13 protein-coding genes are annotated in these 13,278 nt (G+C 74.5%); 11 read left to right on the top strand and 2 right to left on the bottom strand.

The annotated features are described in order from the left end of the window. Positions 1 to 161: 161 nt before the first annotated feature. The 3 genes from HNR25_RS24475 (at position 162) to HNR25_RS24465 (ending at position 3,628) form a co-directional block, all read left to right on the top strand. Positions 162 to 1,547, top strand: a complete 1,386-nt coding sequence (locus HNR25_RS24475) for a DEAD/DEAH box helicase (RefSeq protein ID WP_184640302.1) — start codon at positions 162 to 164, stop codon at positions 1,545 to 1,547. A 258-nt stretch (positions 1,548 to 1,805) separates the two neighbouring features. Further along, positions 1,806 to 2,879, top strand: a complete 1,074-nt coding sequence (locus HNR25_RS24470) for a permease (RefSeq protein ID WP_312862771.1) — start codon at positions 1,806 to 1,808, stop codon at positions 2,877 to 2,879. Then, positions 2,876 to 3,628 (top strand): TIGR03943 family putative permease subunit, encoded by a 753-nt coding sequence (locus HNR25_RS24465; RefSeq protein WP_184640298.1) that lies wholly within the window; start codon positions 2,876 to 2,878, stop codon positions 3,626 to 3,628. The genes HNR25_RS24470 and HNR25_RS24465 overlap by 4 nt, the downstream gene beginning before the upstream one ends. Before the next feature lie 71 nt (positions 3,629 to 3,699). Here HNR25_RS24465 and HNR25_RS24460 read toward each other — a convergent pair whose 3' ends face one another. Further along, positions 3,700 to 4,149 carry an SSI family serine proteinase inhibitor gene (locus tag HNR25_RS24460; protein ID WP_184640296.1) on the bottom strand — a complete coding sequence of 150 codons (450 nt, stop codon included), beginning with the start codon at positions 4,147 to 4,149 and terminating at the stop codon, positions 3,700 to 3,702. A 197-nt stretch (positions 4,150 to 4,346) separates the two neighbouring features. Further along, positions 4,347 to 4,517, bottom strand: coding sequence for a hypothetical protein (locus HNR25_RS24455; RefSeq protein ID WP_184640293.1), 171 nt, complete (start codon positions 4,515 to 4,517; stop codon positions 4,347 to 4,349). Positions 4,518 to 4,755: 238 nt separating this feature from the next. Between HNR25_RS24455 and HNR25_RS24450 the strand changes: the two genes are divergently transcribed. From HNR25_RS24450 to HNR25_RS24415, 8 genes are all read left to right on the top strand, one after another. Further along, positions 4,756 to 5,064 (top strand): STAS domain-containing protein, encoded by a 309-nt coding sequence (locus tag HNR25_RS24450; protein ID WP_312862770.1) that lies wholly within the window; start codon positions 4,756 to 4,758, stop codon positions 5,062 to 5,064. Positions 5,065 to 5,290: 226 nt separating this feature from the next. After that, positions 5,291 to 6,526, top strand: coding sequence for an enterobactin transporter EntS (gene entS, locus HNR25_RS24445; protein ID WP_221459397.1), 1,236 nt, complete (start codon positions 5,291 to 5,293; stop codon positions 6,524 to 6,526). A 397-nt stretch (positions 6,527 to 6,923) separates the two neighbouring features. Beyond that, positions 6,924 to 7,706: a 2,3-dihydro-2,3-dihydroxybenzoate dehydrogenase gene (locus HNR25_RS24440; protein WP_184640289.1), complete on the top strand. Its 783-nt coding sequence runs from the start codon at positions 6,924 to 6,926 to the stop codon at positions 7,704 to 7,706. Positions 7,707 to 7,820: 114 nt separating this feature from the next. Continuing rightward, positions 7,821 to 9,014: an isochorismate synthase gene (locus HNR25_RS24435; protein ID WP_184640287.1), complete on the top strand. Its 1,194-nt coding sequence runs from the start codon at positions 7,821 to 7,823 to the stop codon at positions 9,012 to 9,014. A 56-nt stretch (positions 9,015 to 9,070) separates the two neighbouring features. Beyond that, positions 9,071 to 10,753, top strand: a complete 1,683-nt coding sequence (locus HNR25_RS24430; protein ID WP_184640285.1) for a (2,3-dihydroxybenzoyl)adenylate synthase — start codon at positions 9,071 to 9,073, stop codon at positions 10,751 to 10,753. A gap of 59 nt (positions 10,754 to 10,812) precedes the next feature. Next, a complete protein-coding gene (locus HNR25_RS24425; protein WP_184640283.1) occupies positions 10,813 to 11,475 on the top strand; it encodes an isochorismatase family protein in 663 nt (220 codons plus the stop codon). Positions 11,476 to 11,526: 51 nt separating this feature from the next. Further along, positions 11,527 to 12,876, top strand: coding sequence for a lysine N(6)-hydroxylase/L-ornithine N(5)-oxygenase family protein (locus HNR25_RS24420; RefSeq protein ID WP_184640281.1), 1,350 nt, complete (start codon positions 11,527 to 11,529; stop codon positions 12,874 to 12,876). A 95-nt stretch (positions 12,877 to 12,971) separates the two neighbouring features. Further along, positions 12,972 to 13,232: a phosphopantetheine-binding protein gene (locus HNR25_RS24415; RefSeq protein ID WP_184640279.1), complete on the top strand. Its 261-nt coding sequence runs from the start codon at positions 12,972 to 12,974 to the stop codon at positions 13,230 to 13,232. Positions 13,233 to 13,278: the final 46 nt, after the last annotated feature.

Genomic DNA, 13,278 nt, shown 5'->3' with positions numbered 1-13,278 from the left:
GCGGTCGTTCCGTGCTGCGCGCATCCGGCGCGCCGGGCCGCCAGGCACCGGGGACCCCCGACGATCCCCGAGTCGCGTTATCCGGCGCGTTTGGGCGATCTCTCCGCAAGGGCGGAGCCTTCCTCGAAACGCCGCCGATCGATGAGGAAGGTTTACGTCACTTGACGGACAATGCCGCATGCCCTGGCTTCGACGAACTCGGGCTCCCCGAAAAGATCGTGGACAGGCTCGCGCAGGACGGCGTGACCACGCCGTTCCCGATCCAGGCCGCCGCCATCCCCGATGCGCTGGCAGGCCGCGACGTGCTCGGCTGCGGCCGCACGGGATCGGGTAAGACGCTCGCTTACGGGCTCCCGCTGCTCACCCGCGCCGCCGACCGCCGCGCCGCGTCCCGCAGCCCCCGCGCACTGGTGCTGGTTCCCACGCGCGAACTCGCCCACCAGGTACGCGACGCGCTGCTGGTGTACGGCCGCCTGCTGGGCGCGCGCATCGGAGACGTCGTCGGCGGCAGTTCCTACACCCGCCAGATCAACGAGCTCCGCCGCGGCGTCGAGGTCCTGGTCGCCACGCCCGGCCGATTGACCGACCTGATCAACCAGGGCGCGTGCGACCTCGGCGACGTCGAGCTGTGCGTGCTCGACGAGGCCGACCAGATGTGCGACATGGGCTTCATGCCGCAGGTCACCGAGCTGCTCGACCAGGTGCCCTCCACCAAGCAGACACTGCTGTTCTCGGCGACGCTGGACGGCGACGTCGACAAGCTGGTGCGGCGCTACATGAACGAGCCCTCCACCCACTCGGTCGACCCGCCGGTCTCCCACGTCACCACGATGGAGCACCACCTGCTCAAGGTGCTGCCGCGGGACAAGAACCGCATCGTCACCGAGATCGCGGCGCGCGACGGCCGCACGCTGCTGTTCGTGCGCAGCAAGCACCGCGCCGACTCCATCAGCGAGCAGCTCGTGGCCGCCGGCGTGCCCGCCGCGTCGCTGCACGGCGGCAAGAGCCAGAGCGTGCGCACCAAGACCCTGGCGAAGTTCCGCGAAGGCCGGGTGCAGACGCTGGTCGCCACCGACGTCGCCGCGCGCGGCATCCACGTCGACGGCATCGACATGGTCGTCAACATCGACCTGCCCACCGGCCACAAGGACTACCTGCACCGCGGCGGCCGTACCGCCCGCGCCGGCGAGTCCGGCTGCGTGGTCTCGCTGGTGGCGCCCAACCAGCGCCGTCTGGCGCGCCGCCTGCTCGGCGACGCCGGCGTGCGCGCCGAACAGCACCTGGTCAATCCCGGTGACGAGCTGCTCAGCGAGGTCACCGGTGCCCGCGAGCCCTCCGGCGTGCCGTGGGTCGAGCCGCCCGAGCCCGAGCGCGCCCGCCGCGGCCGCGGCGGGCCCCGCCAGCGCGGCGGCGGTGGCGGCAACCAGCGCCCCCGGGGCGACCGCGGCGGCCCCCGCGACGGACGCCGCAACAGCGACCGGCGCGACAACCGCTCGGCCAAGCCCGCCCGCGGCGACCGTCCCAACAGCTCGGCCGCGCGGGGCTGACCGACAGCGCGCCCGTCCGGCCGGACGGGCGCGCGAGCGCGGCGCCCGCCGGCGGCGGACACGGACAGGGGCGGACTCCCGGCAACGGGGGTCCGCCCTTTTCCGTGCCGTGCCGCAGCGGGCCGCGGGCGCCGCCGGGATTCTGCGCATGCGATGAAAACCGTTCCCGGTATCATTTCCGGGAACGGTCGACCACGTCGCGTGCCCGCCGCCGCATGCGCGGCGCATCCCGCCCACGAGCCCTCACGGAGTACCAGCGTGCCCCAACGTCCGACGGGACCCGCCCCGCCCGCCCAGGCGTCCTTGGGCGATTCCCTCGCCCCCGGATGGGACGAGCCCGACGGCGAGCTTCCGCCGCCCGACTGGGGCCGGAGCCGCGGCCCGCGGCGGCTGGCCACCGTCTGGATGTTCGCGCTGTTCACGCTGGCGCTGGCCGCCGGCAACGCCTGGCTGTCGGACCGGCTGATCGGCGAGGCGTTTCTGGCCTGGGCCACCGTCTTCACCGCCATCAGCCTGCAGGCGCTGCCGTTCCTGGTGTTCGGCGTCGCGCTGTCGGCCGCGCTGACCGCGTTCGTGCCCGCATCGTTCTACCGGCGTGTCATGCCCGCCAACCCGTTCGCCGCGGTGCCCGCCGCGGGCACGGCCGGCATGGTGCTGCCGGGATGCGAGTGCGCGTCGGTCCCGGTCGCCGGCGGGCTGATCAAGCGCGGGGTGGCGCCGGCGGCGGCACTCACGTTCCTGCTGGCCGCACCCGCCGTCAACCCGGTCGTGCTGGTGGCCACCGCCGTCGCCTTCGCCGGGCAGCCCGAGATGGTGCTGGCGCGGCTGGCCGCGTCGTTCGGCGCCGCCGTGGCGGTGGGCTGGGTGTGGGCGCGCATGGGCCGCACCGACTGGCTGCGCCCGCCCCGCGCCCTCCACGGCCCCGGCGCGTCCCGCTGGCAGGCCTTCCGCGAGTCGATGCTGCACGATCTGATGCACGCCGGCGGGTTCCTGGTCCTGGGCGCGCTCGCCGCGGCGACGGTCAACGTGGCCGTGCCCCGCGCGTGGGTGTCCGCGCTGGCCGACATGCCCGTCGTCTCGGTGCTGGTACTCGCGCTGTTCGCCGTCGTGCTGTCGATCTGCTCGGAGGCCGACGCGTTCGTCGCCGTCAGCCTCACCGAGTTCTCGCCGACCGCCAAGCTGGCGTTCATGGTCGTGGGACCGATGGTCGACATCAAGCTGATCGCGCTGCAAGGCGGCACCTTCGGGTGGACGTTCGTACGCCGTTTCGTCCCGCTGACCCTGGCGGCCGCGCTCGTTTCCACGTTCCTGATCGGAGGGCTGCTGCTGTGAACAGGATCGCGCAGGGCATCGTGCTGGTGCTGCTGGGCGCCGGAGCGCTTGGCAGCACCGTGTCCACCGACCTCTACCTCAACTACGTCCAGGCCGGGTTCCGCCCCTTCCTGATTGCGGCCGGCGCCGTGCTGATCGCTTTGGGGGCGATCGTGGTCGCCGCCGAGGCGCGGTCGGCGCTCCGCGGCGACGCGCCCGCCGAACCGGCCGGGTGCGGTCCCGGACACGACGAATCCGGCGGGCACGGGCACGGCGCCCCGCGCGTGGCCTGGCTGCTGCTCCTGCCGGTCTTGGCGGTCTTCGTCGTCGCGCCGCCGGCCCTGGGCTCCTACACCGCCGAGAACGCTTCCACGGGGGAGCCGCCGAGCGAGGGCGGCTCCTACGACGAGCTCGGCGAGGCCGAATCCGGGGGCCCGGCCGAGATGGAGATCCAGGAGTTCATCGCGCGCGCCTGGACCGACGAGGAACGGTCGATGGAGGGGATGACCGTGCGCCTGACCGGGTTCGCCGTGCCCGCCCCCGAGGGGGAGGGCTGGTATCTGGCGCGGCTGCAGATGGCCTGCTGCGCGGCGGACGCGATCGTGAACCGGGTGCTGATCACCGACCGCCCGGAGCCGCCGGAGGACAGCTGGTGGCGCGTCGAGGGCACCTGGCAGCCGCCCGAGGGCGACCTGCGGAGCGTCCGCGACCACCGGTTCTCCGTGGCGGCCATGGAGGAGGTCGACAACCCGCCCGACCCCTACGAGTAGTCGAACGGGCCGCCACCGGGAATCCCGGGCACCCTGCGCGGGGGTGCCCGGGCGCGGCCGGTGCCTCCGTTCTACCGGGGCTCGAAAGCGAAGACCCCTCCGGTCTCCGCGTGGGCGACACAGGCGTTGCTGAACGTCTCGCTGTAGTCCACCGGTGCCCCGCGCCACACGCCGTCGGCGCTCAGCCGCACCGGCGCGTACTGCATCGTGCACATCGTCGCCTGCTGGGACCGCTCGCCCAGGGTCTGGAAGTCCCCCTCGGCGCCCTCAAGCGCGGTGCAGGCCTGCTCGGCGCGCGGGTGGGATCCGCCGGACGGGCTGCAGTGCAGCGTGGTGCTGTCGACCGTGCGTTCGTTCGGAACGGCCACCGACAGCCGCATCACGGAGTCGGGCATCTGCGCCGCCCGCGCCGCCTCCCCGGCCGAGGACGCGGCGGAGGCCTCCTCGGCGTGCGCGGCCGGAGCCATGGCCGCCAGTCCGGCGACCAGGCCGAGAAGCACCGGTGTGCGTCGTTTCCGCATGTTGCCTCCTCAGGCGGGGCGGTAACGCCCCGCGACCGATTCATTGCACAGAGCAATTGAATCGCGGTGCAGCGCGTTCTGCCGGGGTTTCCCGGGAAACGGATGCGGAGTGTCGCGGACCCCGGCGGCGCGGCGCCGAGGCACGCCCCGCCGGAGGCGGACCGGTGCGGCCGGGAGCCCGCAGCGCCCGGCGGAGCCTACGCCTGCCCGAGCTCGCGCTCCCCGTCCGGCGCGGCGCCCCGCTCCTGCAGCCGGCCGCAGAGCCGGCAGCGCACCGTCTCGGGCGGCAGCGGGCAGGGGCAGTAGTGGCAGGTGGTGGTGCACGCCGCGTCGAACTTGACGAGGAGGGCGTCGCGCATGTCGTCCATGGCATCACCCTGCCAGAGGGGCGGCCCGGACCGCGCCTGCCGCCGCCCCCTGCCGCGGAGCGGGGGCCGGTCCGACAACCGCAGCAGCGCACAGGCGCGTGTCGGCGTTCCGGCTCCCCGCGGTTCCGATGCCTGGAAAATGGGTCCGGATCGAAGACCGGAAGGACCCGGCGGGCCGCTCGCGCCGCCCGCGGGTGCGAGCGCAGTGCGTGGACGGGCCGTGATGTGCCAATTGGACGTGCGATTCAGCGACCGCGACGGACGTACCGTCATGCACCTGAGAGGGGAGTTGGACATCGCCGCCGTCGACCGCTTCGAGCAGACCGCCGGCACCGCCGAGATCGTCTACGGCCCCCGCATGACCGTCGACCTCACCGGGCTGTCCTTCATCGACTCCGTCGGCCTGGGTGCCCTGGCCCGGTTGCACCGCCGCCTCGTCCGCACCGGCGGCGCCTGCACCGTCGTCGTCCCGCCGGGCAAGATCGACCGCATCTTCCACTACAGCGGGTTGAAGAGCGCCATGGACATCCGCGCCCCGCTGGAATGAGACCGCGCCGCGCGCACCGGTGGCGCGCGCGGCGCCGATCCCGGCGCTGAACCGGAACCCGGCCCACGATCGGGGCCCGTTCCGGCGCCGTCCCGCTTCGGGGGCTAACGTGGCCCCGGACCGCGCACGGGGGCGCCGGGCAGGTGGCCCGCTGCGGCCCCTCGGGCCGGTCGGCGGCCGGATCCGGCCGCTCGTCCCGTTTCGTCGGATCGTCAGGAGCGCCGCAGTGCCCGGAGTCATGCTGGACCTCGGTCCGCTGCGGTCCAGCCGCCCGTTCCGGGTGCTGTTCGTCTCCCGGGCGGTCGCCCTGATCGGGGTGAGCCTCACCCTGGTCGCGTTGTCGGTCCAGGCCTACGATCTGACGGGATCGTCGCTGGCCGTGGGAACGGTCAACGCCGTCGCGGGCACGACCCTGGTCGCCGGGACGCTGCTGGGCGGCGTGCTGGCCGACCGGTTGGAGCGGCGTGCGCTGCTGCTGATCGCGCGCGCCGCCGCCGCGGGCGTGTTCGCCGTCCTCGCGCTCAACGCGGCCTCCGATCGTCCCGGCATGCTGGCCGTCTACGCGTGCGCGGCCGTCCTGGGCGTCGTGGACGGCGTCGGCGAGACAGCCCTGGTGACGGTGACCCCCGAGCTCGTGCGCGCCGACCAGTTGGCCGCCGCCGGCGCTCTGACGGCCATCACCACGCAGCTGGCCACCATGGTGGGCCCGTCGGTCGCCGGGCTCGTCGCGGCTGGACCGGGCGTGGCGGCCTGCTACGCCGTGACCTGCGCCGCCACGGTCGCCCAGGTGGCGCTGATGCTGGGGCTTCCGCGCCTGCCCGCGGCCGCCGGGCCGGAGGAGGAGCAGGCCCGGCACCCGCTGCGCGCGCTGGCGCAGGCCTGGCGGTTCGTCCGGAGCCACCGCGTCGTCGCCGGACTGCTGCTGGTGGAGCTGTGCGGCGGGCTGTTCGCCCTGCCCTACGCCGTCTTCCCCGCTATGGGGGAGCGGGTGCTCGCGGGCGACGCGCGCACGGTCGGCCTGCTCTACTCGGCGCCGGCGGTGGGCGCCTTCCTCGGTGCGCTGTTCAGCGGCTGGGCCGGGCGCATCCGCCGCCCGGGAGGGGCGCTGCTCGCCGCCGGCCTGCTGTGGGGCGCGGCGATGGCGGGATTCGGCGCCGTCCCGAGCCTGCCGGCGGCGCTGGTGCTGCTGGGGCTGGCGGGCATGGCGATGGTCACCGCCGAGATCCTGCAGCGCGCGCTGCTGCAGCGGTACACGCCCAGCGCACTGCTGGGCCGCGTCAGCTCGTTCTGGCTGGTGCTGGCCACCGCGGGCCCCGCCGGGGGCGGCGCGCTGGCCGGTGGCCTGGCCCAGGCACTGGGACCCGCGGCCGCCGTCGTCGTCGGCGGCCTGGTCTGCACGGGCGCCGTGGCCGCCGTGGCGGTGGCGCTGCCCGGCCTGCGGCGCGCCGAACCGGCACCGTAACCGCGCCGGCCGGTCGCGGGGCCGCGGGGCGCCCCGGTCCCGCCTGGCGCCGCCGTGACCTGAACAGCGCCGTGCACGGGTGCGGTGCCGCCTTCGCAGCTCCTTTCGGCGGCCGAAGCGGATGCGGCGTTCGTACCCGAAACACCTGTCGCCGACGTCACAGTGGTCTTCCCCGTTCGCGGCGCCGCGCGCCCCGCGCCGGTCAGCGGATTCCGGCCGGCGGGGGAGAGGGCACCGGTGCACCACCCTCATCCTCATCTGTCTCTTTTGTCTGAACTGTCCGAGTTTCCAGGGTTGACACGATGCGCTCTGCCGGTCAAGACTGACGGATAGTCGCTAAGGTAAGCATTGCCTTAGTGAGGTTTGCTTATCCTTGTTCATCTGCGGAAGGAGAGACGTGTCCCATACCGGGATCGCGGGGACCGTCGCCCTGGTGACCGGCGCCGCCCGCGGCATCGGGCGGTCCGTGGCCCTGCGGCTCGCCGCAGAGGGGGCCGCCGTCGCGGCCGTCGACGTCGACACCGACGGGCTCGCCTCGCTGGTGGCCGACGTGCACGCGGACGGGCGCGGAGCCGCGGGCCACACCGTCGACGTGCGCGACTCCGCGGCCGTGGAGTCGCTGTTCGACGCCGTCGAGCGCGACCTCGGTCCGATCGACCACGCCGTCAGCGTCGCCGGCGTGCTCACCACCGGCGACGTCGCCGACACCCCCGACGCCGACTGGGAACGCGTCTTCGCCGTCAACACCTCCGGCGTCTTCCACGCAGCCCGCGCCGCCGCCCGGCGCATGGGCCCGCGGGGCGCGGGCACCATCACGACCGTGGGCTCCAACGCCGCCGGTGTGCCCCGCTCCGGGATGGCCGCCTACGGCGCCTCCAAAGCCGCGGCGGCCATGTTCACCAAATCCCTCGGCCTCGAACTCGCTCCGCGCGGTATCCGCTGCAACGTCGTCTCGCCCGGCTCGACCGACACCCCCATGCAGCGCGGCCTGTGGGACGGCGACGGCGCAGGCGGAGTGATCGCCGGAGCGCCCGAGCGGTTCCGTGTCGGCGTTCCGCTGGGCCGCATCGCCGAGCCCGACGACATCGCCGAAGCCGTGTGCTTCCTCGCCTCCTCCTCCGCCCGGCACATCACCATGCACGACCTCTACGTCGACGGGGGCGCGACGCTGCGGGCCTGACCCGCCCAGAAGCCCCCCGTTCATCCCAGTCCGCGCTGATTCCACACTTCACCGACCGGATCAGTGGGCTCCGCGCCCGAACCCGGCCGGTGCCGGACAGAAAGAGACCTGCCGGTGTTCCACCAGCACAGCGCCCCCGCCGCCGCGGCCGGCGACCTCCTCGACGCTTACCGCCCCGGGGACGCCTTCCTCGCCGCCCCGAGCGGCGCGATCCTGGGCCAGGGCACCGTAGCGACGGCCCAGCGCCTGGAGGACGTCGGCGACCTGCTGGCCCGGGGCACCGCCGACTCTCCCGCCGGCCCCGTCGCGATCGGCGCGATCCCGTTCGATACCGCTTCCCCCGGACGCCTCGTCGTTCCGGCCACCGTGCGCACCGCGCCCCCGCTGGCCGAATGCGGACTGAGCGGCCGCGTGCAGCGCCCGCTGCCCGGACCGTGGGACCGGCTCCCCGTGCCCGAACCCGCCGAGCACGCCGCCGGAGTCGAGCGCGTCCGCACGCTGCTGGCCCGGGGCGCCGGCGACCACGGCCCCGCCAAGATCGTGCTCGCCCGGTCGCTGCGGCTGCGCGGCCCCGGACCGGTCGACGTCGGCCGGCTGCTGGGCAACCTCGCCTGGCGCGACCCGGGCGCCTACACGTTCGCCGCCGACCTGCCCGCCGCCGCATCCGCGCCGCGCACCCTCGTCGGCGCCAGCCCCGAACTGCTCGTGGCCAAACGCGGCGGCCGTGCGTTCTCCAACCCGCTGGCCGGGTCGGCACCGCGCAGCGCCGACCCCGACCAGGACCGGTTCAGCGCCGCGGAACTGCTCCGGTCGGCCAAGGACCGCCACGAGCACGCCGTCGTCGTCGAAGCGGTGACCGAGGCGCTGCGCCCCTACTGCCGCACCCTGGAGGTCCCCGAGCCCGAGCTCGCCCGGACCCCCACCCTGTGGCACCTGTCCACCTCCGTCACCGGCGAGCTGCGCGACCCCGAAACCCCCTCTCCGGTGCTCGCCGCCGCCCTGCACCCCACCCCCGCCGTATGCGGCACGCCCACCGGCGCCGCCCGCGCGGCCATCGCCGAGACCGAGCCCTTCGACCGCGGCTTCTACACCGGCGCCGTCGGCTACACCGACGCCCGCGGCGACGGCGAGTGGATCGTCTCCATCCGCTGCGCCGATGTCGCCGGCGACACCCTCGGCCTGTTCGCCGGCGGCGGCATCGTCGGCGACTCCGACCCCGACGCCGAGCTCGCCGAAACCTCCGCCAAACTGCGCACCCTGCTGCTCGCCCTGGGCGTGGAACCGCCGGACGCCGGGCCGCAGCACTGACCCGCCCGCACCGCGCACCAGCCGCCGACACCGACCGGAAGGAAGCGCCCACCGCCATGCTCGCCGGATGCACCCCCTGGCCCCCGGAATTCGCCGACCGCTACCGCGAGCGGGGCTACTGGACGGGCGAGACCCTCGGCGCGTTCCTTCGCGACCGCGCGCACCGCTTCGCCGAACGCACCGCCCTCGTCGACGCAGACCGGCGCTGGAGCTACGCCGAACTCGACACCCGCGCCGACCGGACCGCAGCCGGGCTGGCCCGGCTGGGCATCGGCGCCGGCGACCGCGTCGTGGTCCAGCTGCCCAACGTCTGCGAAGTCGTCGAAGTCGCCTTCGCCCTGTTCCGCCTGGGCGCCCTGCCCGTGTACGCGCTGCCCGCCCACCGCCGCGCCGAGATCTCCTACCTGTGCTCGTTCACCGACGCCGCCGCACTGGTCGTCGCCGACACCCGCGCCGGGTTCGACTACCGCGACATGGCCCTGCAGGTGCGCGCCGAGACCGGCGGCCCCGAACACGTCCTCGTCGTCGGCGACACCGGCGGCCGCCCCGGCCTCACCCCGCTGGAGCGCGTCCGCGAGCAGGGCGGCGCCGGCCCCGGCGCCACCGCCGATCCCGACCCCGCCGACGTCGCGTTCCTCCAGCTCTCCGGCGGCACCACCGGACTGCCCAAGCTCATCCCGCGCACCCATGACGACTACCTCTACTCCGTACGCGCCAGCGCCGAGATCTGCGCGCTGGACACCGGCACCGTCTACCTCGCCGCGCTCCCGGCCGTGCACAACTTCCCGATGAGCTCGCCCGGATTCCTCGGCGTCTTCAGCGCCGGCGGCACCGTCGTGCTGGCACCGGACCCCGGACCCGCGACCTGCCTGGCACTGATCGAGGAGGAGGCCATCACCCACACCGCGCTCGTGCCGCCCGCGGCGATGCTGTGGCTGGACGCCGTCGACGGGGGATCCCAGGCCCACCGCGACCTGTCGTCGCTGCGCGTGCTGCAGGTCGGGGGCGCCAAGTTCGCCCCCGAGGCCGCGCGCCGCGTGCGCCCGGTCCTGGGCTGCGCGCTGCAGCAGGTCTTCGGCATGGCCGAAGGGCTGGTCAACTACACGCGCGACGACGACCCCGCCGAGACCGTCGCCACCACCCAAGGCCGGCCCGCCTCGCCCGACGACGAGATCCGCGTCGTCGACAGCGACGGGACCGACGTGCCCCCCGGCGCGCTCGGCGAACTGCAGACGCGCGGCCCCTACACCGTCCGCGGCTACTACCGCGCCCCCGAGCACAACGCCGAGGCGTTCACCGCCGACGGCTTCTACCGGACCGGCGACCTCGTCCGCACCACCCCCACCGGCCATCTCGTCGTCGAAGGCCGCGCCAAGGACCAGATCAACCGCGGCGGCGAGAAAGTCGCCCCCGACGAGGTCGAGGACCACCTGCTGGGCCACCCCGGTGTGCACGACGCCGCCGTCGTCGCCGTGCCCGACCCGTTCCTGGGCGAGCGCACCTGCGCCTACATCGTCCCGCGCGGCGCCGGACCCGCCCGAGGCGAGCTGGCGGGGTTCCTGCGCGAGCGCGGACTGGCCGCCTACAAGATCCCCGACCGCGTGGAGGCCGTCGACGCCTTCCCCGCCACGGGTGTGGGCAAGGTCAGCCGGCGCGAACTGCGCGAGGCCGTCCGGGCCGCCCACGCTCCCGACGCCCACGCCCCGCCGCCCGCCCCGGCCGCGCCCCCGCAGCCGTGACGCCGCCGCACACGCCCGCCACCCGCGGGCGCGCCCCCGAACCGTCGAACGGACCCCCGATGCCGCTTGCGCACATCGACCCCTACGAGCTGCCCGACCCGGACCGGCTGCCGCCCAACCGCGCGGACTGGCGCCCCGACCCCGCGCGGGCGGTGCTGCTCGTCCACGACATGCAGCACTACTTCCTGCGCCCCTACCGCACCGGCGCGCCGCCGCTCGCGCACGCGCTGGCCAACATCGCGGCCTTGAGCGAGCGGGCCCGCGCCGCCGGCGTGCCCGTCGTCTACACCGCCAAGCCCGGCGGCATGCCGCCCGACGTCCGCGGCCTCGAAGGCGACTTCTGGGGCGCGGGCATGCGCGCCGACCCCGAGCACACCGCGATCACCGCTGCACTGCAGCCCCGCGAAGGCGACACGCTGGTCACCAAGCGCCGCTACAGCGCGTTCGTCGGCACCGACCTGGCCGAACGGCTGGAGCGCCGGGGCCGCGACCAGCTGCTGATCACCGGCGTCTACGCGCACATCGGCTGCCTGCTGACCGCCGCCGACGCGTTCATGCGCGACGTTCAGCCGTTCCTGATCGCCGACGCCACTGCCGACTTCAGCGCCGAGGACCACCGCTCGGCGCTGGGCTACGTGGCCCGCCGCTGCGGGGTCGCGCTGTCGACCCGCCGGGCCGTCGAAGCGCTGGCGCAGGACCCCGCGCTCGACCCGCACGTGTGAACACCGCCCCTGCCCCACCCGGAACCCGTCCCGGCGAGTGAAAGGATCCCCGTGACCGACACGCCGCAGCCCCCGCCCTCCCACGACCTGGTGGGGGTCGGCTTCGGGCCCTCCAACGTCGCGCTGGCCATCGGCCTGCGCGAGCAGCGCGAGTGCGCCGCCGCCGATCCCGCCACGCCTCCGCTGAGCGGAATCTTCCTCGAACGCCAAGCCGAGTTCGGGTGGCACCGCGGCATGCTGCTGGACGACGCCACCATGCAGGTCTCCTTCCTCAAGGACCTGGTGACCACCCGCAACCCCGCGAGCGACTTCGGCTTCCTGTCCTATCTGCACTCCGTGGGCCGGCTGCACGACTTCATCAACCACAAGACGCTGTTTCCGCTGCGCACGGAGTTCCACGACTACCTCGCCTGGTGCGCCGGACGCGTCGGCGACCAGGTGAGCTACGGCGCCGAGGCGGTGGGCGTGGAGCCCGTCCGCGACGAAGCCGGGCGCATCGCCCAGCTCGACGTCCTCGCGCGCACCTCCGACGGCGCCCTGCAGCGCCGCCGCGGCCGCAACGTCGTCTTCGCCCCCGGGCTCACCCCGCGCCTGCCCGAAGGGGCGCGGCTGAGCGCGCGCGTCTGGCACAACGAGTACCTGCTGCAGAGCCTGGAGGGGCTGGACGCCGGCGCCGATCCCCGCTCCTTCGTCGTCGTGGGTGCCGGGCAGAGCGCAGCCGAGTGCGTCGAGCACCTCTACCGCCGCTTCCCGCGCGCCCGGGTGCACGCCGTGTTCTCCCGCTACGGCTACAGCCCGTCCGACGACAGCCCCTTCGCCAACCGCATCTTCGATCCCGAGGCCGTCGACGACTTCTACAGCGCCTCCGCCGCGACCAAGGCCGACATCATGGGATACCACCGCAACACCAACTACTCGGTGGTCGACCCCGACCTGATCGACACCCTCTACCAGGCCGCCTACCAGGACAAGGTCAACGGCGCCGAGCGCATGCGGATCCACAACACCTCCCGCGTGGCCGACGTGCACGACGGCCCCGGCGGCGTCACCGCGATCGTGGAGGACCTGGTCGGCGGCAAGCACACCGCCGTCGAAGCCGACTACCTCGTCTACGCCACCGGCTACGACGCGGCGGACCCGCGCGACCTGCTCGGCGAGGTGGCCGAGCACGTCGCCAGCGACGCCCGGGGCCGGCCCGCCGTCGAGCGCGACTACCGGCTGGCCACCACCGACGAGGTCACCTGCGGCCTGTACCTGCAAGGCGGCACCGAGCACACCCACGGGATCTCGTCGTCGCTGCTGTCCAACGTCGCCGTGCGCGTCGGCGAGATCCTCGACGCGATCGGCGCCCGCACCGGCACCGCCGCGGCCCCTGCCGAAGCTGCGGTCTCCGGACGCTGACCCGGCCGGCCGGGCACGCCCGCCCGCCGCCGCCCGCCCCGAGACCGAAACGCCCCACCCGACCCGAACGCCTGCGATCCGAGGAGAACACCGCCGTGTCCGAAAACCCCGCCGCCGACGCCTCCACCGACACCGGACTGACGGCCCGGCGCCTGCGCGCCGACGTCGAACAGGTACTGGGCGAGCCCGCCGACACCCTGGGCGAACACGACAACCTGCTCGACCGCGGAATGGACTCCATCCGCCTGATGAGCCTGGTCGAAAGCTGGCGCTCCGCGGGCGTGGAGACCGACTTCATCACTCTGGCCGAAGAACCCACCGTCGCCGCCTGGACCCGGATGCTGCTCGACACCTGACCCGCCGGCCCCGACCCGCCCCGCCCCGTGCACGACCGTCCCAGAC

Source organism: Streptomonospora salina (assembly GCF_014204715.1).
GTDB classification, from domain to species: domain Bacteria; phylum Actinomycetota; class Actinomycetes; order Streptosporangiales; family Streptosporangiaceae; genus Streptomonospora; species Streptomonospora salina.
The sequence above is the reverse complement of the archived record's forward strand: the minus strand, read 5'-3'. Positions and strand labels throughout refer to the sequence as shown.

Coding starts and splice junctions, on each gene's coding strand:
- HNR25_RS24455 (WP_184640293.1), bottom strand. CDS start 4,517: ATGGACGACATGCGCGACGCCCTCCTCGTCAAGTTCGACGCGGCGTGC.
- HNR25_RS24425 (WP_184640283.1), top strand. CDS start 10,813: ATGCCGCTTGCGCACATCGACCCCTACGAGCTGCCCGACCCGGACCGG.
- HNR25_RS24460 (WP_184640296.1), bottom strand. CDS start 4,149: ATGCGGAAACGACGCACACCGGTGCTTCTCGGCCTGGTCGCCGGACTG.
- HNR25_RS24430 (WP_184640285.1), top strand. CDS start 9,071: ATGCTCGCCGGATGCACCCCCTGGCCCCCGGAATTCGCCGACCGCTAC.